24 protein-coding genes are annotated in these 24,506 nt (G+C 66.2%); 19 read left to right on the top strand and 5 right to left on the bottom strand.

Going from position 1 to position 24,506, the window contains the following annotated elements; translation table 11 throughout:
• Window positions 1-124: 124 nt before the first annotated feature.
• The 4 genes from FHJ30_RS11550 to FHJ30_RS11535 all read left to right on the top strand — a co-directional run bounded on the left by FHJ30_RS11550 (window position 125) and on the right by FHJ30_RS11535 (window position 4,555).
• Entirely contained in the window at window positions 125-1,327 is a 1,203-nt protein-coding gene (locus FHJ30_RS11550) for an ROK family transcriptional regulator (protein WP_139029481.1), read from the top strand.
• Between the two features lie 162 nt (window positions 1,328-1,489).
• Complete coding sequence (locus tag FHJ30_RS11545) at window positions 1,490-2,797, top strand: extracellular solute-binding protein (protein WP_373683145.1); 1,308 nt, start codon at window positions 1,490-1,492, stop codon at window positions 2,795-2,797.
• A gap of 4 nt (window positions 2,798-2,801) precedes the next feature.
• The gene (locus tag FHJ30_RS11540; RefSeq protein ID WP_139029435.1) at window positions 2,802-3,683 is read left to right on the top strand and encodes a carbohydrate ABC transporter permease; all 882 of its coding nucleotides are present in this window, start codon (window positions 2,802-2,804) and stop codon (window positions 3,681-3,683) included.
• Window positions 3,680-4,555, top strand: coding sequence for a carbohydrate ABC transporter permease (locus tag FHJ30_RS11535; protein WP_139029434.1), 876 nt, complete (start codon window positions 3,680-3,682; stop codon window positions 4,553-4,555). Before FHJ30_RS11540 ends, FHJ30_RS11535 begins: the two co-directional genes overlap by 4 nt.
• Window positions 4,556-4,602: 47 nt before the next feature.
• Here the strand turns inward: FHJ30_RS11535 and FHJ30_RS21680 are convergent, their stop codons facing one another.
• Entirely contained in the window at window positions 4,603-5,139 is a 537-nt protein-coding gene (locus FHJ30_RS21680) for a hypothetical protein (RefSeq protein ID WP_240793682.1), read from the bottom strand.
• A gap of 80 nt (window positions 5,140-5,219) precedes the next feature.
• On the opposite strand from FHJ30_RS21680, the gene FHJ30_RS21675 reads away from it, so the two are divergent.
• On the top strand, window positions 5,220-5,483 hold the full coding sequence (locus tag FHJ30_RS21675) for a hypothetical protein (protein ID WP_240793681.1): 264 nt from the start codon (window positions 5,220-5,222) through the stop codon (window positions 5,481-5,483).
• 234 nt (window positions 5,484-5,717) lie between these two features.
• On the opposite strand, the gene FHJ30_RS11525 is transcribed toward FHJ30_RS21675, so the two are convergent.
• The gene (locus FHJ30_RS11525; protein ID WP_104999755.1) at window positions 5,718-5,921 is read right to left on the bottom strand and encodes a hypothetical protein; all 204 of its coding nucleotides are present in this window, start codon (window positions 5,919-5,921) and stop codon (window positions 5,718-5,720) included.
• A 140-nt stretch (window positions 5,922-6,061) separates the two neighbouring features.
• Here FHJ30_RS11525 and FHJ30_RS11520 point away from each other — a divergent pair, with 140 nt between their 5' ends.
• From FHJ30_RS11520 to metE, 8 genes are all read left to right on the top strand, one after another.
• Entirely contained in the window at window positions 6,062-7,069 is a 1,008-nt protein-coding gene (locus FHJ30_RS11520; protein WP_139029433.1) for a MoxR family ATPase, read from the top strand.
• A gap of 6 nt (window positions 7,070-7,075) precedes the next feature.
• Window positions 7,076-7,978 carry a DUF58 domain-containing protein gene (locus FHJ30_RS11515; RefSeq protein ID WP_139029432.1) on the top strand — a complete coding sequence of 301 codons (903 nt, stop codon included), beginning with the start codon at window positions 7,076-7,078 and terminating at the stop codon, window positions 7,976-7,978.
• Window positions 7,968-8,438, top strand: coding sequence for a hypothetical protein (locus FHJ30_RS11510; RefSeq protein ID WP_139029431.1), 471 nt, complete (start codon window positions 7,968-7,970; stop codon window positions 8,436-8,438). The genes FHJ30_RS11515 and FHJ30_RS11510 overlap by 11 nt, the downstream gene beginning before the upstream one ends.
• The gene (locus tag FHJ30_RS11505; protein WP_139029430.1) at window positions 8,429-9,457 is read left to right on the top strand and encodes a VWA domain-containing protein; all 1,029 of its coding nucleotides are present in this window, start codon (window positions 8,429-8,431) and stop codon (window positions 9,455-9,457) included. The genes FHJ30_RS11510 and FHJ30_RS11505 overlap by 10 nt, the downstream gene beginning before the upstream one ends.
• Window positions 9,454-10,644 (top strand): vWA domain-containing protein, encoded by a 1,191-nt coding sequence (locus tag FHJ30_RS11500; protein WP_139029429.1) that lies wholly within the window; start codon window positions 9,454-9,456, stop codon window positions 10,642-10,644. The genes FHJ30_RS11505 and FHJ30_RS11500 overlap by 4 nt, the downstream gene beginning before the upstream one ends.
• Window positions 10,641-11,396 (top strand): hypothetical protein, encoded by a 756-nt coding sequence (locus FHJ30_RS11495; RefSeq protein WP_240793680.1) that lies wholly within the window; start codon window positions 10,641-10,643, stop codon window positions 11,394-11,396. The genes FHJ30_RS11500 and FHJ30_RS11495 overlap by 4 nt, the downstream gene beginning before the upstream one ends.
• Window positions 11,397-11,724: 328 nt before the next feature.
• Window positions 11,725-12,684, top strand: coding sequence for a methylenetetrahydrofolate reductase (locus tag FHJ30_RS11490; RefSeq protein ID WP_139029428.1), 960 nt, complete (start codon window positions 11,725-11,727; stop codon window positions 12,682-12,684).
• Between the two features lie 115 nt (window positions 12,685-12,799).
• Window positions 12,800-15,139: a 5-methyltetrahydropteroyltriglutamate--homocysteine S-methyltransferase gene (gene metE / locus FHJ30_RS11485; protein WP_139029427.1), complete on the top strand. Its 2,340-nt coding sequence runs from the start codon at window positions 12,800-12,802 to the stop codon at window positions 15,137-15,139.
• Window positions 15,140-15,218: 79 nt separating this feature from the next.
• Here metE and FHJ30_RS11480 read toward each other — a convergent pair whose 3' ends face one another.
• From FHJ30_RS11480 to FHJ30_RS11470, 3 genes are all read right to left on the bottom strand, one after another.
• The gene (locus FHJ30_RS11480) at window positions 15,219-15,920 is read right to left on the bottom strand and encodes a hypothetical protein (RefSeq protein WP_139029426.1); all 702 of its coding nucleotides are present in this window, start codon (window positions 15,918-15,920) and stop codon (window positions 15,219-15,221) included.
• A gap of 110 nt (window positions 15,921-16,030) precedes the next feature.
• A complete protein-coding gene (locus tag FHJ30_RS11475) occupies window positions 16,031-16,537 on the bottom strand; it encodes a DUF2004 domain-containing protein (RefSeq protein WP_104998188.1) in 507 nt (168 codons plus the stop codon).
• Window positions 16,538-16,582: 45 nt separating this feature from the next.
• The gene (locus FHJ30_RS11470) at window positions 16,583-17,500 is read right to left on the bottom strand and encodes a LysR family transcriptional regulator (RefSeq protein ID WP_139029425.1); all 918 of its coding nucleotides are present in this window, start codon (window positions 17,498-17,500) and stop codon (window positions 16,583-16,585) included.
• 130 nt (window positions 17,501-17,630) lie between these two features.
• Here FHJ30_RS11470 and FHJ30_RS11465 point away from each other — a divergent pair, with 130 nt between their 5' ends.
• From FHJ30_RS11465 to nrdE, 6 genes are all read left to right on the top strand, one after another.
• Entirely contained in the window at window positions 17,631-19,031 is a 1,401-nt protein-coding gene (locus FHJ30_RS11465) for an NAD(P)/FAD-dependent oxidoreductase (protein WP_240793679.1), read from the top strand.
• On the top strand, window positions 19,028-19,759 hold the full coding sequence (locus FHJ30_RS11460) for a DUF1365 domain-containing protein (protein WP_139029423.1): 732 nt from the start codon (window positions 19,028-19,030) through the stop codon (window positions 19,757-19,759). The genes FHJ30_RS11465 and FHJ30_RS11460 overlap by 4 nt, the downstream gene beginning before the upstream one ends.
• Window positions 19,756-21,141, top strand: a complete 1,386-nt coding sequence (locus tag FHJ30_RS11455) for a class I SAM-dependent methyltransferase (protein ID WP_139029422.1) — start codon at window positions 19,756-19,758, stop codon at window positions 21,139-21,141. Before FHJ30_RS11460 ends, FHJ30_RS11455 begins: the two co-directional genes overlap by 4 nt.
• A gap of 404 nt (window positions 21,142-21,545) precedes the next feature.
• Window positions 21,546-21,791 carry a glutaredoxin-like protein NrdH gene (gene nrdH, locus FHJ30_RS11450; protein ID WP_013601222.1) on the top strand — a complete coding sequence of 82 codons (246 nt, stop codon included), beginning with the start codon at window positions 21,546-21,548 and terminating at the stop codon, window positions 21,789-21,791.
• Between the two features lie 74 nt (window positions 21,792-21,865).
• Window positions 21,866-22,330 (top strand): class Ib ribonucleoside-diphosphate reductase assembly flavoprotein NrdI, encoded by a 465-nt coding sequence (gene nrdI / locus FHJ30_RS11445; RefSeq protein WP_139029421.1) that lies wholly within the window; start codon window positions 21,866-21,868, stop codon window positions 22,328-22,330.
• A gap of 20 nt (window positions 22,331-22,350) precedes the next feature.
• Entirely contained in the window at window positions 22,351-24,471 is a 2,121-nt protein-coding gene (gene nrdE, locus FHJ30_RS11440) for a class 1b ribonucleoside-diphosphate reductase subunit alpha (protein WP_139029478.1), read from the top strand.
• Window positions 24,472-24,506 lie beyond the last annotated feature (35 nt).

The raw sequence follows: 24,506 nt of genomic DNA, 5'->3' as shown, positions 1-24,506 counted from the left end.
GGTCTGTGACCACGCGTAACGTACGATTCAAGCATCACCACAAGTACGTGGCCAAAGACGTTTAGGGGACGCCGTGACTGAGATCCGCCAATCCTCACCGAGGCGCGGAACCAACCTGCCCAAAATGGGGGACTTCAACCTTACGGTGATCCTGGACGCCATCCGCAGGTCCTCCGGCGGGCTGAGCCGCGTGGAACTCGCCCAGATCGTGGGCCTTTCGCCCCAGACCATCTCCAACATCTCCCGGCGCCTCCTTGACCAGCACCTCATCGTGGAGGCCGGCAAGGAAGGCAGCGGTCCCGGCAAGCCGCGCACCATCCTGCGGCTCAACCCCGGCGGCGTGTTCGCTTTGGGAGTCCACCTCGACCCCGCTGTCACCACCTTCGTGGTCCTGGACCTGGTGGGCGCGGTGGTACGACACTCGAGGATCAAAACTCCCGGCGGCAACGATCCATCCGCGGTCATTTCCACCATTGCCGAGGAGATCGCCCAGCTCGTGGAGGACTCCGGCGTGGACCGGGAGAGGATCGCCGGACTGGGGCTCGCGGCCCCCGGCCCCATCGACCTGGACAACGGCACCGTGGTGGACCCGCCGCTGCTGCCCGGCTGGGACCGGGTGGAACTGCGCAGCGCCCTTTCCGAAGCCACCGGCTATTCGGTCCTGGTGGACAAGGACGTCACCAGCGCCGCCGTCGCGGAAACGTGGGCCGGCGGCCCCAGCGGCTCCGGCAGCTTCATCTTTATGTACATGGGCACGGGCATCGGCTGCGGCATTGTGCTCAATGACGAGGTTGTCCGGGGGACCTCCGGAAATGCCGGCGAGATCGGCCACATTGTGGTGGACCCGGATGGTCCCCCTTGTGACTGCGGCCTGCGCGGCTGCGTGAAATCCACCTGCATCCCGCAGGTCCTGGTGGCCGAAGCGGAGGCCGCCGGCATCCTGGACGGCACGCGGTCGGGGAACAGCGGCGCGGAGATCCAGCAAAGCTTTTCCCGGCTGTGCGACCTCGCGGACGAGGGAAACGAACAGGCCCTTGCCATCATCGACAAGTCCGCAGTGCGGGTGGCGCGTGCAGCATCGGTGGTCACCAACACGCTCGACGTTGAGCGCGTGGTGTTCGGCGGGCCCTTCTGGAGCCGCCTGGCCGGCCGCTACCTCGAGAAGATTCCTGCCCTGCTCGATGCCAACAGCGACACCCGGCTCATCCATCCCATCGAGGTGGTGGGGACCGGGGTAGGCGATGACGTCGGAGCCATCGGCGCGGCCTCGCTGGTCCTGGAACACACGCTGGCTCCCCGGGCCCAGCGGCTCCTGCTGGAGAGCTGACGAGTGTGCCGGGCGCACCGCCTTGTTTGGGCCGGGGCGTCCATCTAGCATTTGCTTATTGCCGCGGCTGGGGCCCGCTGACAAAGGGGACCGCAGCCATTGACCGAATGGAGCACCATGCGTCGCCAGTCAGTGAAGACCATGTCCCTCATCGCTTCGGCAATGATTGTCCTGGCGGCGTGCAATCCGGGTGATTCTGCGGGCGCTTCCAAGACCCTGAAGGTGGCCTACCAGAAGACCGATTCCTTCACCGCCCTGGATACCATGCTCCAGGCCGCCAAGCAGGAGTTCGAGGCGGCGAACCAGGGCGTCAAGGTGGAGCTGCAGCCCATCCAGGGCAACGACGACGACTACGGCACCAAACTCGCGCTGGCCTTGCGGTCGCCGTCCACGGCGCCGGACGTGTTCTATGAGGACACGTTCAAGGTCCGCTCGGACGTGGACGCCGGCTACCTCCTGAAGCTGGACAGCCACCTTGCGGGCTGGGCGGACTGGGACAGGTTCGACGACGGCGCCAAGGCGGCAGGGCGTGCGGACGACGGCGGGACGTACGCAGTGCCGTTGGGCACGGACACCCGTGCCATCTGGTACAACCGGAAGGTCCTGGAAAAGGCCGGAATCAGCCTTCCCTGGCAGCCGCGGAGCTGGCAGGACATCCTGGACACCGCCCGGAAAATCAAGGCCAACGACCCCACCGTCACCCCGTTCAACATGTACGCGGGCAAGGGCACGGGCGAGGGCACCGTCATGCAAAGCTTCTACGAGCTGCTGTACGGGACGGGGTCCGCCCTGTACGACGAAGAGGCGGGGAAATGGGTGGTTGGTTCCGCCGGCTTCCGGGACTCACTGGCTTTCCTTGAAACGCTGTACGAAGAGCAGCTGGCGGTGTCCCCGGCTGAGGCCCTGGACGCGAATGTCTGGAAAAAGGTCTTCGGTGAATGGTTCCCGGACGGCAAACTCGGCGCAACCGTGGAAGGCTCCTATGCGCCGTCGTTCTGGCAGGATGGCGGATCCTACGAATGGCCCGGCTACGAGCAGGACATCGCTGTCGCCCCCTTCCCCACCCAGAACGGCCAGGCACCCGGGGCCGTGAGCATGTCCGGCGGCTGGACCCTGGCACTCGGGGCGGGGACGAAGGAGCCGGACCTGGCTTTCAGCTTCCTCACCACCGCGCTGAACAAGAAGAATTCGCTGGCCTTCACCGTGGAAAGCTCACAGATTGCCGTCCGGCAGGACGTGGCTGCCGAGCAGCAGTACCTTGACGCGAATCCGTTCGTCAGGGACGTATCCAAGCTTGTTTCGGTGACCCGGTACCGCCCGGCCACCGCTGACTACCCCCGGATTTCAGCGGCCGTCCAGGAGGCCACCGAAGCCGTCATCACCGGCAACAGGTCACCGGAAGAGGCAGCTGCGGACTACGACGCCGCAGTGGCCGGGATCGTGGGCGGCGACAAGACCGTCCGGAAGTAGCCCATTGCAGCTCCCTTCCACGGCACGGCAACTGTTGCGGTACCTGCCGGTCCTTCCTGCTGTTCTGCTCCTTCTCGTCTTCCTTGCCGGACCCGTGCTCTGGGCGTTCCACGCCTCGCTGACCAACGCCGGACTGACCGGGCGCAGCGCCCGCAACCCTTCATGGGTGGGGCTGGAGAACTATGGCCGGCTGCTTACGGACCCGGTGTTCCCGCTGTCCCTTTTCCTCACCGTTATGTTTGTGGGAGGTTCTGCGGTACTCGGCCAGAACCTGCTGGGACTGGCCCTGGCCGTGCTGATGCGGCGGGCCCGGCCAGCAGTGTCCGCCGCCGTCGGCACCACGGTGGTGGCGGCCTGGGTGCTTCCCGAAATAGTGGCAGCCTTCGCCGCCTACGCCTTTTTCAGCGGCGACGGGACGCTGAACCAGCTGTTGGGGCGCCTGGGGCTGGGCCGGGCGGACTGGCTCTACGCCTTTCCCATGGTGGCCGTGACGCTTGCCAACGTGTGGCGTGGGACCGCCTTTTCCATGCTGGTGTACCGGGCGGCGCTGAACGACGTTCCGGCTGAGGTGACAGAGGCGGCCCAGATGGACGGTGCGCGCGGCTGGCAGCGGCTCGCCTTCATCACGCTGCCGATGATCCGCGGAAGCATCACCACCAACCTGATGCTGATCACGCTGCAGACGCTCGCGGTGTTCACGCTGGTGTGGGTGATGACGGCGGGCGGACCGGCCAACGCGAGCACCACGCTCCCTGTCCTCGCCTACCAGGAGGCGTTCAAGTTCGGTGACATTGGCTATGGGACTGCGGTGGCCTCTGTGCTCATCCTCATTGGCGCCATCTTCGGCCTGGCGTACATCCGGCTGCTCCGCGAACGGAAGCCATGAGCGCCCCCGCCAAGACGGCCCGCACGCGTCCGGTTGGCACTCCAGGGCCGCAACGGCGCCGGGCCGGCAGGACTCCGGCTGACCTGGTGCTGCTCCTGATCGGCGCCAGCTTCCTGCTGCCCCTGCTCTGGCTCATCCTGGCGTCCCTCGATGCCGAAGCCGGCCATGAACTGAGGTTGCCGGCCGCCGTCGGCCTGGCCAACTTCGCCGCCGTCCTGACGCCGGAACTGCTCCTCCGGCCACTGTGGAACAGCCTGGTGTTGTCCGGGGGGACGGCCGCCGTGACACTGGTTGCAGCGGTGCTGGCCGCCTATCCGCTGTCCCGCTACCAGTCCCGGTTCAACCGGCCGTTCATGTACACCGTCCTGTTCGGAACGTGCCTGCCCATCACCGCCATCATGGTCCCGGTGTACGGGCTCTTCGTCCAGTTCGAGCTGCTCGACTCGATGCCCGCCACCATCCTCTTTATGGCCACCACCACCCTGCCCATGGCCATCTGGATGACCAAGAACTTCATGGACGGCGTGCCGGCGTCGCTGGAAGAGGCTGCCTGGGTGGACGGCGCAACCAGGATGGCTGCGCTCCGGACCATTGTGCTGCCGCTGATGAAGCAGGGGCTGGGCGTGGTGTTCGTCTTTGTGTTCATCCAGGCCTGGGGGAACTTCTTTGTGCCGTTTGTGCTGCTCCTGTCCGAGGCACGGCAGCCGGCGGCGGTGTCCATCTTCAGTTTCTTCGGCCAGCACGGGGCCGTGGCCTACGGCCAGTTGGCTGCGTTCTCCATCCTGTATTCACTGCCGGTGCTGGCTCTTTACGTCATTGTGGCCAGGGGCGCCGGCAATTCCTTTGCTCTGTCCGGAGCCGTCAGGGGATAGCCGGGCTACGTCACTGTGGCCGGGGTGGCGGGCAGTACCGTTCCGGGTCACTTGCCGCCGGTGATGGTGAAGGCATCCTGGAAACTGCCGGCGGTGGCCACAAAACGTCCTGCCAGCGAAGTCCCGGTAAACCGCAGGTCCAGCAGCCCGTGGCTCGGCGTGGCATTCTGGCCCGAGTACGCGGCGAAATAGGGTGCCTCAGGATCATCAGTGTGTACCCTCCTCAGGGGCACCCCGCCGGTACCCACCGTGACGAAGACAGTTCCCGCGCCCTTGGACAAGTTGTTGCCGTCCCTGCGCACGCACTCGGCGTTGTAGGCACCGGGGTTGATCGCGGCGCAGCCGTTTCCGGTGGACAGTTGCTTGGTGCGCTGGTACAGGTGTTCGTGGCCGTTCAACACCAGGTCAACGCCCTTGCTGACCATCAGGTCGGTCAGCGCGGACCCGGCCTGGCAGCCGTACACCCCAAGGGACAGGCAGACGGTGTGCATTCCCACCACCACCCAGGGGATGGACGCAGACCTGGCACCGTCGATGGCCGCCGCGGTCCAGTTGTACGTGCACTGCCGGCCGAGTAGTCCCACGTTCCATCCCGGAAGGGGATGCCCGGGGAGACCATGATGAACCTTGCCACCGGGTCCTGCTGGGGGACGTCCACGTAGTATTGGCGGCCGTACGCGCCCACCATGCCGGGCAGCCGGTTTGGCAGGCACGCCGCGAAGTCGTCGATGTAGCCGTCCCTGCCGTTGCTTTCGTGGTTTCCTGCCACGAGTTCAAACGGAAAGCCGGCACCCGTGTGGGACGCCACAAGGTCACACCAGCGCTGTTCCTCTCCAGGGGAACCGTAGGAGAGGTCGCCAAGCGCGAAGTGGGCGTCCGGCTCAATGGCGCCGATCCGGGCCAGCACGCCGGCAGCCTCCCTGCCTGAGGAATAGTCACCGGCCGCGGTGACGCGCAGCCGGGCGGGCGCTGTGGCTGCCGGTTGCTCGGAAGGATGTCCAGAAGGTGCCGAAGAAGGCTGTTCGACGGCGGGCGGAGGCGTTCCGGGCTGGCAGGCCGCCACCACTGTCAGGCAGCCAAGAATGAAGGCCAGGCCGGCAACGGCTGCAGCTCTGCGGCGTGCCATGCCGGCTCCTGGCGCGATCTTCCGCCGACGGCGGAGTCAGTCGATATCCTCGAAAACCACCCCGTACGGCAGGCTTTCATCCAGGTGGGCCTGGTGGCCGGTGGATCCGGGGTTGTACGTGACCCGGACCCCATGCAGCTTGTCCGCCGCGGACTGCAGCAGGACAGGCCTGACGGTGCTGATGAACATCTCGCTTTTGTCGGCGAGAAACTCCTTGTAACTGGCTGGAAGCTCGCTCATGTCAAAAGGATAGACCTGGGTTCCCCTGATGGGGAGGGGTCCCCCTTGCCCAAGAGCACGGCCGCGTTCTTGGATAGGATGGCGGCGGAGTGCAGCCGGTCCGGCCGCCATGCCCAGTTCAGCAACCAGGGGGAGTCCGAGTGCTTTCAACCAGCGCGTCCGCAAGAATTGAACCGGCGGAACTGGCCAGGGCGCAGCAGGTTGTGGCGAACATCACCAGGAGCTTCGAGGCCAAGGTGGTGGGGCAGGCCGGGCTGCGGGAATCCCTGCTGGTTGGCCTGCTGACCGGCGGGCACATCCTCCTGGAAAGCGTCCCCGGGCTTGCCAAGACCACCGCCGCGCAGACCGTGGCGGAGGCAGTCAGCGCAGAGTTCCGCCGGATCCAGTGCACCCCGGACCTGTTGCCCAGCGACATCGTGGGCACGCAGATCTACGACGCCGCCAAGGGAACCTTCATCACCCAGCTGGGACCGGTGCACGCCAACATAGTGCTCCTGGACGAGATCAACCGTTCCAGTGCCAAAACGCAGAGCGCCATGCTCGAGGCGATGCAGGAACGCCAGACCTCCATCGGCGGCCAGGAATACCGGCTGCCCTCGCCCTTCCTTGTCCTGGCCACCCAGAACCCCATAGAGCAGGAGGGCACGTACCGGTTGCCGGAAGCGCAGATGGACCGTTTCATGCTCAAGGACGTGCTGGACTATCCCTCCCCGGCGGAGGAGGCAGAGATCATCCGCCGCATTGATGCCGGGGTGTACACCCCTGAACAGGCGCCCCCGGCCACAGCCTCGCTGGATGCCGTCACCGAGGTCCAGGAACTCGTCCGCCGCGTCTACATGGACCCAGCGGTCATCAACTACATCGTGGGGCTGGTCTTCGTCACCCGCAACGCCGGGCAGTACATCGACCCGCGGCTGGCCGGCTACATCGAATTCGGGGCCAGCCCCCGTGCCAGCATCGCCTTCAGCCAGGCTGCGCGGGCCGTTGCCCTGCTGAACGGCAGGGACCACGTCATCCCCGAGGACGTAAAGACGCTGGCCCACCGGGTCCTCCGCCACCGCCTGATCCTGAACTTCGACGCCGTGGCGGAACAAGTGCAGGTGGAAACGGTGATTGACGCCGTCGTCGCTGCCGTCCAGACCCCCTAGGCCAGCGTGACCAGCCTCCTCCAGCGGGTGAAGTCAACCATGGCTTTCTTCGCGCACCGCAAGGCCCGCGGCCTGCTCGACGGCGAATACGGCTCGGTGTTCCGCGGCCGCAGCCTGGACTTTGACGACCTCCGCGCCTACATTCCCGGCGACGAGGTCCGCGACATCGACTGGAAGGCATCGGCCCGCCACGGCTCGCCGCTGATCAAGCGGTACGTGGCGGTCCGCCGGCAGAGCGTCATCCTGGTCACCGACACCGGCCGCAACATGGCAGCGGAAGCCTACAGCGGGGAAACGAAGAAGGACATCGCCGTGATGGCGCTGGGGGTCATGGGGTACCTGGCCCACCGGCATGGCGACGTGGTGGGACTGGTGTGCGGCGATTCCGCCGGCACAGCCTCGCTGCCTGCCAAAGCCGGAGAAGCCCACCTGGAACGCCTCCTGCGGCAGGTCGACTCGGCGGCAAGGCTGGACGCTGCGCCCAGCAGGATCGAGGACCAGCTGGACCATGTGGCCCGCACCGTGAAGGGGCGCAACCTGCTGTTCGTCGTCGCCGATGAAGTGGCGGCCAGCCCGGCCGCCGGGCAACTGCTGCGCCGGCTCCGGGCGCAGCACGAGATCCTCTGGCTCACGGTCCGGGACGCAGGGCTGGCCCCTGAGGACCCCCTCCACCGGCCGGACCAGGTCCTGCCTGATTCGTACAGCGTCGCCGGCTCCTACCCCCTCATTGCGCACCTTGCCAAGGACCCGGCAGTTGCCGCAGCCTACGCCAAAGCCGTGGCCGAACGGGACGCCGGGCGCAAAGCCATGCTGCGCCAGGCTGGAATCACGGAAGGCGAAGTGGCTGGAACCGCGGGCGTAATGACTGCCCTGTTCGCCCTCCTCGAAAGGCACCGCCGTGCAGGTTGAACCGGAGTTTTACGGACCCCTGCAGTATGACTCCGTGTGGGGGTGGGCCGGACTGGCGCTGGTGGTCCTGACTGCGGCCTGGTACGCCGTCGTGTTTGCCGCCACCCGCACGCCACGCGGCGCGGATGCCCGCCAGCGCCCTGCCCAGCTGACGGATCTCGCGGAACTCAAGGCGGCGTACCTGGAGCGGATCGATGACGTGGAACGGGACGCCGCCTCGGGAAAACGGAGCATCCGGGACTCCCACCAGGAAATCAGCCTCCTGCTGAGGAAATTCGTCCGCGATGCCACCGGGGTGGATGCCCTCCGCATGACCCACGCGGACCTCGCGAAACATCCCCTGCCCGCGGCCGCGTCCGCCGTCGGACAGCTCTACCCGGCCGAGTTCGGTCCCGGGCCGCTTCCCTCCGTGGCAGGTTCGGCGGCCGCGGCACGCAGGGCGGTGCAGGCATGGAACTGATGTGGTGGTGGCTGCTTCCGCTGGCGGCGGCGGCGGCCGGTGCCGCCGCGTGGGCGGCCCTGCGGCGAGACAGGAACGCCAACGCACGACGCCGGCCGGTGGCCCATGCGGACAGGCTCACCCTGCTGCCGGAATACCAGGCAGGGCTGCGGCGGCACCGCCGCTGGCTGGCCGTGGCCGCGCTGGCCTGCGCGTCCCTGCTGGTTTCCACGGCAGTGGCGGCCGCCCGGCCTCTGGAAGTAACCATCATCCGGCCTGAACAGCACAACCGCGACATCATGCTGTGCCTTGATGCGTCCGGTTCCATGAGCAGCGCCGACGCCGCCCTGGTGGACGTATTCGCCGCCCTGGCCACCGAATTCGAGGGCGAACGCATCGGCCTGACAATCTTCGACAGCACGGCCATCCAGGTCTTTCCGCTGACCGACGACTACGGCTACGCGCAGGAGCAGCTGAAGCTTGCCCGGGACGCCTTCAACGGGAAACCCGGCAGTTCCGGGTTCCTGGACGGGACGTGGAGCGGCAGGGGCTCATCCCTGATCGGTGACGGCCTGGCGTCCTGCCTCAACAGCTTCCCGCGCAGGACGGACCAGTCCGGAAACAACCCGAATCCCGGCGCGGACGCCGGCCCGCCATCGCGCTCGCGGTCAGTGGTCCTGGCCACGGACAATTTCCTCTCCGGCGACCCCATCATGACCCTTGGGGAAGCGGCGGCGCTTGCCAAGGACAGGGCAGTACGCGTGTATGCACTGAACCCGGGTGACCTGGACTACGGCACGGGCCGGGACCAGCCCGGGGCGCAGCTGCGGGCCGCCGCGGAATCCACGGACGGCGCCTACTACGCCCTGGACAACCCGGAGGCGGTGCAGGGCGTTGTGCGGGGCGTCGAGGAAACGGAAAAGGCGGCCCTCCAGGGCGCACCGCGCGCGGTTGCCTGGGATGAGCCGAGCCTGCCTCTTTCCGCTGCCCTCCTCTCCGGCCTGGTCCTGGTGCTCGCCAGTTGGCGGTTGCGGCCATGACCCTGCAACCGGTCCTTTCCTGGTGGCTGCTGCTTCCCGTCGCTGTGGCGGCCTTGGCTTTCCTGGGTTGGCGGCTTTACCGGGGAGCGGCGACTGCTGCACGGGCAGCCGGGGACCGGGGTGCGCGAGTCAGCATCCGTCCCTGGCTGCGCCGAACCGTGCTGGTACTGCTCCTCTTCGGCGCCGCGCTGCGCCCCGGGGTGCCCGGCGGCACGGCCCAGGCAGCCACCGCCGACCTCAACGTGTTCTTCGTGGTGGACACCACCACCAGCATGGTGGCGGAAGACTACGGCAACGCGGAACCCAGGACGGCGGGAGTGCGGAGGGACATCGCGGCCGTCGCAGAAGAGCTGCCCGGTGCCCGCTTTTCCGTCATCACCTTCGACACCAAAGCCCATGTCCGGATGCCGCTGACCACGGATACCCTGGCGCTGGAAACCATAACGTCCGTGCTTGAGCCGCAGGTCACGGCCTATGCCAAAGGGAGCAGCATCACGGCTGCCCGGAAGGTGCTGGCCGAACGCCTGACCGCGGCCCGGCAAAGCCACCCCGAGCGGCCCCGGCTTGTGTACTACTTCGGCGACGGCGAGCATACCAGCGCGAAGGAACCGGAAACCATGGACCTCGAGGATGGCCTGGTGGCTGGGGGAGCGGTGCTGGGTTACGGCACGGCCGGCGGCGGAAGGATGCGCGAGAACACCGGACAGGATTACGGCGGAGGTTCCGCGGCAGGCGAGGGAGCGCCGTATGTCCAGGACAGCAGCGGCGGTGCCGGGGGAGGGGCGCTGCCCGGGGTTGCATTGTCCAGGATTGATGAAGGCCGGCTGCGGCAGGTTGCGGGACAGCTGGGGGTTCCGTATGTCCACCGGTCTGCCGGTGACCCCGTTGCGCCGATGATGCAGGATGCCCGCCCTGCCGTGCCCGAATTCCGGGGCCAGCTTGATCACGCGGCCGGTGACGGGTCCTTGCCGGCGCGGACAGAGCTGTACTGGGTCCTCGCGGCCGGTGCCTTCGCGCTGGGGTTGGGGGAAGCGAGGGTGATCATTCGGCAGCTGCGTGAACTGCGGCCGCTCGCCCGGCCCCCGGTTGCCCCGGCTTCAGCTGCGCCGGGCCCGGCTGCCGGGCGCCCAGTAGTCCAGGCCACCGCCGGGCCGCGTTCCGGTGATGGAAAGGCGGAGGCCACGTGACTTCCCTCGAGCGCGACGCAGGCAGCATGCCAGCCCGACGGCGGCGCCTCCTCGTGTGGTCTGCCGTCCCGGTGTTCCTGGTCATGTGCATTGCCGCCAAACTGCTGAGCCTTGGTTTGCTGGGCGGCCGGGCAGCCAGTGCCTTTGAATCCGCCGACGCAGCATCTGTCCGGGGAGCCGCGGGAGGACTGCAGCTGGCAAACATCATCGAACCGCACAAAGCGCCCTTTGCTGCCGGGGGCGCCGACGTCCTGGACGGCAATTTCACCTCGGCCCGCCTCCGGTTCGAGGAGGCGCTGAACCTTGTCCCGCCCGCCCTGCCCGCGTCCGCCGAAGCCTGCGTCATCCGGGTGAACCTGGTCCTGGCCATCGAGCGGCTCGGCGACGGGAAGCTGCAGGCAGGAGAACCGGCGCCGGCGGCCGGCCTGTACGCAGAAGCCCTGGATGTGGCGGAGGCGGCGCCGCAGGGATGCTTTTCCGGTAAACCTCCGGGCGTGGCGGGGGACCGGCTGGCCGCAGCTGAAGCGCGCCTGCGGTCAAAACTTGCGGACGCCGGCGCTAACCAGGCACCGGAAGCAGGGCCTGCGGAGAACGATCCAGGGAAGGCGGGCCCGGATTCACCGCAGCAGAGCCAGCTGCAGCAGTTGGAAGACAGTGCCCGGCAGGCGCAGCGCGAACGCAACAGCGGCCGCGAACGGGAGGAATACCTGGAGGACGCAGAATATGCGCCCGGCCCCGGGCGCCCCTGGTAACGGCAAGGCAAGCGAACAAAATTCCGTAGAGAACCTCAACAAGCCGTAAAACTGCGTCTTAATTCGGCGGCCAACTTGAACGCACAGCCCTGCTACTCATAGAGTCTTATACAAGTTACCCCGGTAACGTGTCAGCGATCCTCCCTGTGGAGGGTGTGGGTGCCCCCATGTGGGCCTGACATTTGCTCACGGAGAACTTCATTTCAGGCGTACCAGCCGCGGCTGCGTCCTCGTGGAGTCCGTCCGTGTTCCCCAAACTCAATTCACTGCCGGGCTGCCGCCGTTCGTGCGGACAGCAGCCGTCAGTGGCCCAAAGCCAAGGACGCAAATGTCGCCACCAAGCCTTATTGAAACGCACCCGAATCTCTCCGACGCCGCTCCGGTGGCGCTTTCCTACGAGCTGTTCCCGCCCCGTTCGCCGGCAGCCGCGGAAACCCTCTGGACCACCATCCGGGAACTGGAAACCACTGCACCGGACTACGTTTCCGTCACCTACGGCGCCAGCGGCTCCAATCGGGACACCGCCGTCGACCTCATCAACCGCCTCCTGCTGGAAACCACGCTCCGGCCGCTGGCCCACCTCACCTGCGTAGGCAACACGCCCCAGGAACTGGCGGGAATCATCGGCGAACTGCTGGACACCGGCGTGCGCGGCATTCTTGCCCTCCGCGGTGACCTGCCCAAGGACGGCGGCGAACCTGCCGCCGGATCGCTCCGCTATGCCCAGGACCTGATCGAACTCATCCGCCGGGTTGAACAGCGCCGCTCCGCCCTGCTCTGCGCAGGGAAGATCGCCGTCGGCGTCGCTGCCTACCCCACCCGGCACCCGGAGTCACCAAGCGAAGCGCACGACGTCGAGGTGCTGCTTGCCAAGCAGCGGTCCGGCGCGGATTTTGCCATCACACAGGTCTTTTTCCACACGGAGCAGTACGCGGACCTCCTCACCCGGGCACGCCGGGCCGGGGTCACCATCCCGATCATCCCGGGGGTCATGCCGCTCACCAGCCTCCGGCGCCTGAAGCGGCTCGGCGAGCTGACCGGCGTGGAGCCGGCTCCCGAACTGCTGGAACGCATGGCAGCGGCGGACAGCGACCTGGAGCGGATGCGGATCGGCGTCAGTGCCACCGTTGACCTTGCCAACGCGGCACTGGAAGCCGGAGCGCCGGGCATCCACCTATACACCTTCAATGAACACCAAAGCGCCCTGGACGTGCTGGACAAGCTGGCCCTCCCGCGGCGCACCCGTTCCAGCCGCAGCGAAGCCGTGGCCGGCCAGCTCGCCAGCTGAACCCGCCAAAAGCGCAAAACCCGCCTTTCCAGCAAACGCCTTTTAGCTGAACACCTTTTTGTGGACGCCCGCCAACGGCGTGTCCGCACACATTCCAACTCCCCAGGAGAATCCCATGACTGCACTCAACAACGCCACCACGCCCTTCCCCGCTGCTTCCCTGCTCGGCTACCCGCGCATCGGCCGCCGCCGCGAGCTCAAGAAGGCCGTGGAGGCCTACTGGGCCGGCAAGATCGACGCCGCCGCGCTGGACGCCGCCGCCAAGGACATCCAGCTGAGCATCGCCAAGCGCCTGCAGGATCTCGGCCTGACGGAGGCCGCAGCCGTGCCGGGCACGTTCTCCTACTACGACCAGGTCCTGGACACCACCGCCCACCTGGGCGCCGTGCCGGCCCGCTTCGGCAAACTCCTCAACAGTGAGGGGCAGCTGGACATCGACGGTTACTTCACCCTGGCCCGCGGCACCAAGGACCAGCAGCCGCTGGAAATGACCAAGTGGTTCGACACCAACTACCACTACCTGGTGCCGGAAATCGGTCCGGAGACCGAGTTCAGCCTGGCCTCCACCGCGAAGGTTGACGAGTTCGCGTTCGCCCTGGCCAACGGGATCGAAACCCGCCCGTACATCGTTGGCCCGGTTACGTACCTGCTCCTGTCCAAGGCGTCCGACGGCGCCCCGGCAGGTTTCGCGCCGCTGTCCCGCCTCGAGGACATCCTGCCCGTCTACGTCCAGCTGCTCGATAAGCTCGCCGCCGCCGGAGCCAGCTGGGTCCAGCTCGACGAGCCCGCGCTGGTTGTTGACCAGGACACCCCTGCCGCCGAGATCGCAGCGGCCGTTGCCCGCGCCTACGAAGTCCTCACCGCCGCGGCCAACCGCCCGCAAATCCTCGTCTCCACCCCGTACGGCCCGCTCGACGGCCAGCTCGGCACCCTCGCCGCCACCACCATCGATGCCCTGCACATCGACGTCTTCAAGGGCGCCGTCCCCTCTGCCGCGGCACTCGCCGGTCTGGGCAACAAGACCCTGGTTGCCGGCGTCGTTGACGGCCACAACATCTGGCGCAATGACCTCGCCGCTTCAGCCGCCAAGCTGGACGCACTGAAGGCAGCTGCAGGCAGGGTCACCGTCTCCACCTCCACCTCCACGCAGCACGTCCCGCATGACGTCGCCGAGGAGACGCAGCTCTCCGAACAGCTCCGCAGCTGGCTGGCGTTCTCCGACCAGAAGGCGGTTGAGGTCAAAACCCTCGCGTCCTACCTGGCCGAGCCCGCCTCCGCCAAGGCCGCCATTGACGACGCAACAGCCGTCATCGCTTCCCGCGCCACCGCCGAAGGCGTCCGCCGCGCCGACGTCCGCGCCCGCACCGGGGCCCTCACCGCTGCCGACTTCACCCGCTCCGAGTACTCGGTCCGCGAAGCAGCCCAGGAAGAGGCGCTGCACCTGCCGCCGCTGCCGACCACCACCATCGGCTCCTTCCCCCAGACCTCCGAAATCCGCTCCGCCCGGGCCCGCAACAACAAGGGCGACCTCACGGACGAGCAGTACGAGCAGCTCATGAAGGACGAGATCAAGCGCGTTGTGGAGCTGCAGGAAGAGCTCGGCTACGACGTCCTGGTGCACGGCGAGCCCGAGCGCAACGACATGGTGCAGTACTTCGCCGAGAACCTCGAGGGCTTCGACGTCACCGTCCACGGCTGGGTGCAGTCCTACGGCTCACGCTGCACCCGTCCCTCCATCCTGTGGGGCGACGTCACCCGCAGCGCCCCCATCACGGTTGAGTGGGCCAAGTACGCCCAGTCGCTGACCAGCAAGCCGATGAAGGGCATGCTCACCGGTCCGGTCACCATCCTGGCCTGGTCCTTCGTCCGCGACGACCAGCCGCTGGGCGAGACCGCCAACCAGGTTGGCCTGGCCCTGCGCGACGAAATCGCTGACCTCGAAGCTGCCGGCATCAAGGTCATCCAGGTGGACGAACCCGCACTGCGCGAACTCCTCCCGCTCCGCAAGGCGGACCACGCGGACTACCTGAAGTGGTCCGTGGACTCCTTCCGCCTCGCCACCGCCGGCGCCGCAGACGCCACCCAGATCCACACCCACCTCTGCTACTCGGAGTTCGGCGTGATCATCGACGCGATCGACGGCCTCGACGCCGACGTCACGTCCATCGAGGCAGCCCGCTCACGCATGGAGGTTGTCCACGACCTCGAGTCCCACGGCTTCGGCCGCGGCGTGGGCCCGGGCGTGTACGACATCCACTCGCCGCGCGTACCGGGCGAGGGCGAAGTCACCGAACTGCTGGCCACCGCCGTCAAGCACGTTCCGTCCCGCCAGCTCTGGGTCAACCCGGACTGCGGCCTGAAGACCCGCGGCTACGCGGAGACCGAAGAGTCCCTGCGCAACCTGGTCAAGGCAACCCAGGCGGTTCGCGCGGAGCTGCTTGAAGCGGCCAAGTAGCCGCTTCGTAGGAGCCCGCAGAGATTTAGGGGTTGGCGCGGCCTGCCGCGCCAACCCTTAGCCTGCGAGCGAACGGGGCTCAGCCTGCCTTAGCGGTTTCCTTCATCCGCCAGGCGCTGACGGCTAACCACACTGACCAGGCCAGGACCGCGATGATCCCGGTTAACGTGGGCAGCGAATTTGTGGCTGCAAAGCCCAGTTCGCCGATGATCCAGCCCTGCGCCACGTACGCCAGCCCGGACAGAACCATCAAATAGCCGATGAACCGCGAAACCGGCCGCAGTGATGCAACAACGGTGCCCAGCAGAAGCAGCGCGGCCCCCAGCAGGAAGCTCTGGTAGCTGCGCATTCCCCATTCAAGCCAGCGGATGCCTTCGGCGGTGGCGAAACGCGCCGCCTTGTCCGGTTCCGCAGAGACCGCCCACGCGTCCACCGCCTGTTTGAGTGCTACGCCATCCACAGCCTGCAACGCGGCATAAAGCGCCGCAGCGAGGGCGGCGGAAATAGCCCCAAAGCGGGCGGTCCAGCCCAGTCCGCCCCGCCGAAGGCCGATAACGGACCACAAAGCCACCAGCCCGGCGCACACCAAAGCCATCCCGGCAAACTGGCCCAAGTGGACGGCGGTCCAGATATCACTGTTCGCGTAGGCGGTGAACGAGGCTACATGGTCATTCGCGTCATGGGACTCCGCATGAAGGAGGCCGGCCAGGAGCGAAACCACCACGCCGGAGAGGAGCAGTGAGGAAGCAAGGCGCCACGTTCCGGATCGGACATCATGCATGGCTCCCATATTGTGCCCGGGCATGCGGTGCCACTAGGGTCAAAGGCCACATCGAGTGGTCCGTACCTGCCGTTATGGACGCTCAAAACGGCAGGTACGGAGCACTCGATTCAGGACTCCCACACGATTTCGTCGTCCACCACGCCGTCTTCGTCGGCGGAGGCCACCAGGACCTCGTCGGTGAAATGCTCGCCCAGGGTGAAGTCCAGGACGAAGTAGCGTTCAGGCTGGCCGGGGTAGATGCCCACATGGCCGAGTTTCAGGGCCTTCAGGAACACCTCGTTGGTGAGCTGGCTGCGGTCCGATATGCCAAAGACCTTCTGCAGGTGCTCGTCCTTGAGGGCATTGCAGTGGAAGTGCAGGTACTCCTGCGGGCTGGTGCCTTCCTGCTCCAGTTCTTCCGCGATCATGTCCCGGACCTCGTCCACGAGCTCCGGCAGGAACCGCAGGCGGTAGTCGACCTTGTGCAGGGCGGCCTCATCGAAGTGGTCGTGGGCGGTGACGTTCAGGTCGAGTTCCAGCGGATGGCCGCGCAGTTCATGCTTCGCGGCGATGAAGTGATCCCTGCCGTGGTTGAGCTCAATCTCTCCAAAGTGCCGGCTCGCTACCTTGCTCATAGTTTCAACATAGACCCGAACAGCGGAGCATTCCAGCGTTCAGGCCTAATTCACGGCAGTGCGCATCCCGGCGAGCGTCTCGGCCAGCAGGTCCACGAACAGCTGGACCCGGGCAGTCTTCCGCTCGTTGATCAGGAGCGCAAAAACGTTCCTGGCGAGCCGGATCTCAGGAACGTCCAGCACCACCACGCCGGCCGGCTTGTTCCGCAGCGCGAGTTCCGGCACCAAAGCCGCGCCCAGCCCGGCGGCCGCCATCTCCAGGCTCGCGTGGAAGTCGTCACTGTGCGCCACGACCCGCGGATGCAGGTTGCACCCGGCGAACAGCCGCTCAATCACCATGGCGTCGCTGGTACCCGGGTGGTGCATGATCCACGGCATGTCCGAGAGGTGGTCTGCGGCCACCTTGGCGTCGGAGCGGAAGCCCCATCCGGCGGGCAGCACCACCCGGAAGTCGTCGTCGCCGATCCATTGCCGGTTGATGGTGTTCGGCCACGCGAAGCCCGTTTGGCCCACCTGGAAAACCACGGCGAGGTCCAGTTCCCCGCCGGTGCGCAGCCCTTGGATGGTCTGCCCGGGTTCAGCGACGGACACCTTCAGGTCGATGCCCAGGTTCTTCCATGACGGGTTCTTCAAAATCCGCGGCAGAACGTACGTGGCGAGGCTGGGAAAGATCCCCAGCCTCAGTTCCTGGCTGGCCGAATCCTGCGTCCTGGAGGCAGCGGCCATCAGGGCTTCAATGTCGGTCAGCACCTTGGCGGCGTGCCGGGTCATGACGACGGCGGCTTCCGTAGGGACCACCCTGCGCGCCGAGCGCTGGAACAGGACAACGCCGGTGTCGCGTTCCAGCGCGGACATCTGCTGGGAGACGGCGGAGGCCGTGTAGCCCAGTGTTGCCGCTGCGGCTGCGAATGAACCGAGCCGGGTGACCTCCAGGAGGGTCTTCAGGTGTACCGGGTTTACCACCCGCCCACAGTACTCCGCCGGCAGGCGCCGAAAAAACTGCGGTCCATCGCACCCATCCGCAGGACCCATGGTGCCGAATTGCCCTCTGCATACCCAGCCAAGCGGCAAATGTTCAGCAGAGGAGCATACATTGTCACCTAACCCAGCAGTAAGCGGAGGCGGACGACGGCGGGTGGCCGTCATCGGCAGCGGCGTGGCCGGCCTGACTGCCGCCTACGTCCTCAACCGGCAGGACGACGTCACGCTGTTCGAAGCGGATTCACGGCTGGGAGGGCACGCGCACACGCATGACCTGGCGCAGCCGGACGGGTCCTCCCTCGGCGTCGATACCGGCTTCATTGTGCACAATGAACGGACGTACCCAACACTGCTGCGGCTGTTCGCCGAACTGGGCGTGGAAACGCAGGATTCCGAAATGAGCATGTCCGTCCGGTGCGACGGCTGCGGGTTGGAGTATGCAGGAGCCCGCGACGGCGGCCGCGGCATCATTGCCCGTCCCTCCAGCCTCCTGCGCGGCCGGTACCTGCTGATGCTGCTCGAGGTCACCCGCTTCTACCGGAAGGCCCGGGCGCTCCTGCGCACGGCCCCCGTTTCCGCTGTCAGCCCCGACCTTGCCGGAGCCGAGCCGACCCTGGGCGAGTTCCTGGAACGCGAAAACTTCAGTCGATACTTCATCTCCCACTTCATGACCCCGGTGGTCAGCGCAGTATGGTCCTGCGACCCCACCACCGCGCTGGCCTACCCCGCGCGATACCTCTTCACGTTCCTGGGCCACCACGGCATGCTGGGCGTCAAAGGCTCGCCGCAGTGGCGGACGGTCACCGGCGGCTCGGCCCGTTATGTCGAAAAACTCGCCGCCACACTGCCCGATGTCCGGCTCAACACCCCGGTGACTGCCGTCCGGCGCCACGCCCTGGGCATCGAGGTGGTCACGGAACACGGCGTAGAGGACTTCGAGGCAGTTGTCATTGCCACCCACCCTGCCCAGGCCCTGGGGTTCCTGGCTGATGCCTCGCCCGCCGAAAAGGAGGCGCTCGGCGGGATGCCGTACTCGGTGAACCATACGGTGTTCCACCGGGATCCGGCCGTCCTGCCCGCTGCCGGCAACGCGAAGGCGTCCTGGAACTACCGGCTGCCCTCCTGCGAAGCCCGGCCGGACAAGGTCCTGGTCAGCTACGACCTCACCCGCCTCCAGCGGCTCAGCCCGGCCGACGGCATGCCCTACCTGGTGAGCCTGGGGGAGTCGGAGCTGATTGCGGATGACCGGGTCCTGGAGCGGATGGTGTATGAGCACCCTCAGTACACGCCCGAATCGCTGCAGGCACAGCAGGCAATCGCAGGCCTCAGTGACAACCGGATCGCCTACGCCGGTGCCTACCTGGGCTGGGGCTTCCACGAGGACGGGGCGCTTTCCGGCGTGCGGGCAGCCGAAGCGCTGGGCCGCTCCTGGCCCGTTGCCCGGGCTGCCGATGAGTTCGCCTCCCGGGACGGCGGCGAACGGAAACTGCTGCCCGCGGCGGAACCCGCATGAGCGCAGTCCCAGCCATTTACCGCACATCCATCTCGCATGTGCGGCGCACGCCGCTGAAGAACGCGTTCACCTACCGCAATTACAGCTGGTTCGTGGATGTGGACCAACTCCCGCGGCTGCCGTTCCTGCTTCGGCCGCTTGCCGTCTTCAAGGCCGGCGACCACCTTGGGGACCCGGCCGCCAGCATCCGCAGCAACGTGGAACGGTACCTGCGCACCCAGGGCATCGAGCCCGACGGCGGTGCCATCCACATGCTGACCAGCGCCAGGGTTTTCGGTTACGTTTTCAACCCGCTGACGCTGTTCTGGTGCTACCGGACCAGCGGTGAGCTTGAGTGCGTAGTGGCCGAGGTCCACAACACCTATGGGGAACGCCACTGCTACCTGCTGCGGACGGATGCGGCCGGCCGGGCCGCCGTGCCCAAGGCGTTCTATGTTTCGCCTTTCAATGACGTCAGCGGGCAGTACCGGATGAAGCTGCCCGCCCCGGGGGAGCGGTTGGCGGTGTCCATTGTGCTGGAGCGGGAGGGCCACCGGCCCTTCGTGGCCAGCATGGACGGCACCCGCCGGCCCGCCACGCTCGGGAACATCCTTGCCGCGGCGGCTGCGGTGCCGGCCGCGCCGCTGCTCGTTTCCGCACTCATCCGGGTGCAGGGCATTACACTCTGGGCAAGACGCCTGCCCGTCGTCGCCCGACCACACCACCCCTCACAGGAGGCAGTTCAATGACAATGACGGACGACAACGAAACAACTGCCGCCAGGGACACAGCCGGTGGCAAAGCCCCAGCCCACTACGTCCCAGCCCACTACGCCGAAGCCTGGACCGCGAACGGCGTGCCGGCGTCGCCCGCCAGCATCGACCCGGACGTGTGGCCGGAAGTTGCCCGGCCGCCGTCGGGCGCCAAGGCTGTTGTGGCCGGCAAGGCCGCAGGCCTCCTGTTCAAGGGAGCCGTCAAGCGGCTGCCGCTGCGCGTTGAATACCCCGACGGCACGGTGCTGGGCACGGGCGGTCCGGACGCGCCGGTCATGACCATGGTGCGGCCGGAGGCATTCGAGGCGAGGATCGGCGACAACGGACTGATCGGGCTGGGCGAATCCTTTATGGCCGGCGACTGGGAAGCCAGTGACCTGGCCGGCGTCCTTGAGGTCTTCGCGGCGTCGGTGGACACCCTCATTCCCACTCCGCTGCAGAAACTGCGCTCGCTGTACCTGCCGCGCACGCCGCGGCAGGAAAGGAACGCCGAGCAGAATACCCGCAGCAACATCTCGCGGCACTACGACCTGTCCAATGACCTGTTCTCCAACTTCCTCGACTCCACGATGAGCTACTCGTCGGCGCTGTTTCCGCCCACGGCGGGGCCGCTGGTTTCTGTGGGGTGGGAGGAGTTGGCCGGGGGGCAGCAGGCCAAAATCGACAGGCTGCTGGACAAGGCCGGCGTCGGTGCCGGGACCCGGCTCCTGGAGATCGGCACCGGCTGGGGTGAACTGGCGCTCCGGGCAGCGGCCCGCGGCGCCACCGTCTACAGCGTCACCCTGTCCAGCGAACAGCAGGCCCTCGCCCAGGAGCGCATTGCGGCGGCCGGCTACGCGGACAGCGTGACCGTGGCCCTCCAGGACTACCGCGCGGTGGAGGGCGGGTACGACGCCGTCGTATCTGTCGAAATGATCGAGGCGGTGGGCTACGAGTACTGGCCCATCTACTTCCAGACCATCGACCGGGTGCTGGCCCCCGGCGGCAAGGTGGCTATCCAGGCGATCACCATGCCGCATGGGCGCATGCTCGCAACCCGGAATGCGTACACGTGGGTGCACAAGTACATCTTCCCGGGCGGGTTCCTGCCGTCCGTCCGCGCCATCGAGGGCGTGACGCAGCAGCACACGTCCCTGCGGGTGCGGGAGCGGATGGGGATGGGGGACCACTACGCCGCTACCCTGCGGTTGTGGGAGGAACGGTTCCTGGAGCGGTCCCGGGAGGTGGGGGAACTGGGGTTTGATGCTGTGTTCCAGCGGATGTGGCTGTTCTACCTCTGCTACTCGCGGGCGGGATTCCAGTCCGGCTACCTGGATGTGCAGCAGATCGTGCTGGACCGCCGGGAGGCGCAGCTGTAGCGACTGCCCGGCAGGGAGGAGGGATCACGACGGCGGCGCGCGGCCGTCGTCGTGCGTTTCATCACCAGGAGGGGTTCCGAAGGTCACTTCGGGGCCCCTTTTTCGGTGTTCCGGACCCCCTTGGCCCCCTCCTGCACCAGACGCGACACGCCGTCTTTTCCACGACACGCTGGGCGTTAAATGTGGCTAAGTAGTCCACAGCATGTGGATTCCGTCCGCGAAATCGGCGGGATTCCGGACATTTTGAAGGCCCTTGCCTGTGGATTAACGGTGCATTAAATGACATACTTGTAATACATCATCTTGGGGTTCCGAAGAGGCGTCTGCACTAGATGTAGTATCTACATACAGCTTGGGCGGGAACACCGGACGAGCAAGTTTTTCCAGAAAAGGGGACAGGAATCATGACCGTTACGGTTTACACCAAGCCTGCTTGTGTTCAGTGCAACGCCACCTACCGGGCTCTCGATAAAAAGGGCATCACGTACCAGAGCGTTGACATCTCCCAGGACGCCGAAGCCCTCGAGCGACTGAAGGCACTAGGCTACATGCAGGCACCCGTTGTGGTCACGGACCAGGACCACTGGTCAGGCTTCCGCCCGGACAAGATCGAGGAACTGGCCCTCTCTGCCGTTTCCTCCGTGGCCTAAGGGCCTTCCCTGCCGGCAACCATCAACCAGCCGAGGTGACTCTCACGGCAGCACCAGCAGTCCAGGATTCCCACGTGGCTCAGCGCGTGGAGTCCTCCGGGCCGGTCCCGTCCGTTGTTACGGAGAGCCAGCTTATCTACTTCTCCTCGGCGTCCCAGAACACCAGCCGCTTTGTCTCGAAGCTTGGCCGCGACGCGGCCCGGATTCCGCTCCTGGCCAAGGACGCACCCCTGCTCGCCACCCGGCCGTACGTGCTGGTGGTGCCCACCTACGGCGGCACGGGGGGAGAAGGCTCCGTTCCCAAGCAGGTCATCCGGTTCCTGAACAACCCGCAGAACAGGCAGCTGCTGCGCGGGGTCATCGGTGCCGGCAACACAAACTTCGGGGACAACTACTGCATGGCGGGGGACATCATCGCCGCCAAATGCCAGGTACCCCACCTCTATAGATTCGAACTTATGGGAACGCCGGAAGACGTCACCCGGGTCAACCAAGGATTGGATACGTTTTGGACACGACTGTCGCAGACACAGAAGTAACCAGGGCCCAGAAGCCCGAGATGCCCGCCGCCTACAAGGGCCTGGGCTACCACGAGCTGAACGCCATGCTGAACCTGTACGGTCCCAGCGGAGAGATCCAGTTCGAGGCCGACCGCGAGGCCGCCCACCAGTACTTCCTGCAGCACGTTAACAACAACACCGTGTTCTTCCATGACCTGGAGGAGAAGCTCGACTACCTGGTGAAGAACCAGTACTACGAGCGCGAGACGCTGGACCAGTACACGATGAACTTCATCCGTGAGCTGTTCAACCGTGCGTACAAGAAGAAGTTCCGCTTCGAGACGTTCCTGGGCGCCTTCAAGTTCTACACGTCCTACACGCTGAAGACATTCGACGGCAAGCGCTTCCTGGAGCGCTACGAGGACCGCGTCTGCATGGTTGCCCTGCACCTGGCCCGCGGCAACGAGCAGCTTGCCCTGCAGATGGTGGACGAGATCATCGAGGGCCGCTTCCAGCCGGCCACCCCCACGTTCCTGAACGCCGGCAAGAAGCAGCGCGGCGAGCTGGTCTCCTGCTTCCTGCTCCGCATCGAAGACAACATGGAGTCGATCGGCCGGTCCATCAACTCCGCCCTGCAGCTGTCCAAGCGCGGCGGCGGCGTGGCGTTCGCGCTGACCAACATCCGTGAGGTGGGCGCGCCCATCAAGCAGATCGAGAACCAGTCCTCCGGCGTCATTCCCGTGATGAAGCTCCTCGAAGACAGCTTCTCCTACGCCAACCAGCTCGGTGCCCGCCAGGGTGCCGGTGCCGTGTACCTGCACGCGCACCACCCGGACATCTACCGCTTCCTGGACACCAAGCGCGAGAATGCGGACGAGAAGATCCGCATCAAGACCCTCTCCCTCGGTGTGGTCATCCCGGACATCACGTTCGAGCTGGCCAAGCGGGACGAGGACATGTACCTCTTCTCCCCGTACGACGTCGAGCGCGTCTACGGCATGCCGTTCTCCGACGTCTCGGTCACCGAGAAGTACTACGAGATGGTGGACGACTCCCGGATCAAGAAGACCAAGATCAAGGCCCGCGAGTTCTTCCAGACCCTCGCCGAGATCCAGTTCGAGTCCGGCTACCCGTACATCATGTTCGAGGACACCGTGAACCGGGAGAACCCGATTGACGGCAAGATCATCATGTCCAACCTGTGCTCCGAGATCCTCCAGGTATCCCAGCCCACCACGTACAACGATGACCTGTCCTACGCGGAGACCGGCAAGGACATTTCCTGCAACCTGGGCTCGCTGAACATCGCCAAGACCATGGACAGCCCGGACTTCGGCCTGACCATCGAAACGGCCATCCGGTCACTCTCGGCTGTGTCCGACATGTCCAACATCACCTCGGTGCCGTCCATTGCAAAGGGCAACGACCAGAGCCACGCCATCGGCCTGGGCCAGATGAACCTGCACGGCTACCTGGCGCGGGAGCGGGTCCACTACGGTTCCGAGGAGGGCCTGGACTTCACCAACATCTACTTCTACTCGGTGGTGTACCACGCCATCCGCGCCTCCAACCTGCTGGCCATCGAGACCGGCCAGACCTTCGGCGGCTTCGAGAAGTCCAAGTACGCGTCCGGTGAGTTCTTCGACAAGTACACGGAGCAGGAGTGGGTGCCGCAGACCGAGAAGGTCCGAGAGCTCTTCAAGGACGTGCACATCCCCACGCAGGCTGACTGGCTGGCGCTGAAGGCTTCGGTCATGGAGCACGGCATCTACAACCAGAACCTGCAGGCTGTTCCGCCGACGGGCTCGATCTCCTACATCAACAACTCCACCTCCTCGATCCACCCGGTGGCGTCCAAGATCGAGATCCGCAAGGAAGGCAAGCTGGGCCGCGTGTACTACCCGGCACCGTACCTGACGAACGACAACCTGGAGTACTACCAGGACGCGTACGAGATCGGCTACGAGAAGGTCATCGACACCTACGCCGCAGCCACCCAGCACGTGGACCAGGGCCTGTCCCTGACGCTGTTCTTCAAGGACACGGCCACCACGCGCGACATCAACAAGGCCCAGATCTACGCCTGGAAGAAGGGCATCAAGACCATCTACTACATCCGTCTCCGCCAGCTCGCGCTGGAAGGGACTGAGGTTGAGGGCTGCGTCAGCTGCATGCTGTAGCTTCAGCTGACTCCTGGTACGACGGCGGGCGCCCG

It is taken from the genome of Arthrobacter sp. BB-1 (genome assembly GCF_006151685.1).
Classification (GTDB): domain Bacteria; phylum Actinomycetota; class Actinomycetes; order Actinomycetales; family Micrococcaceae; genus Arthrobacter.
Note: the sequence above shows the minus strand (reverse complement) of the source record. Positions and strands in the feature narration are given on the sequence as shown.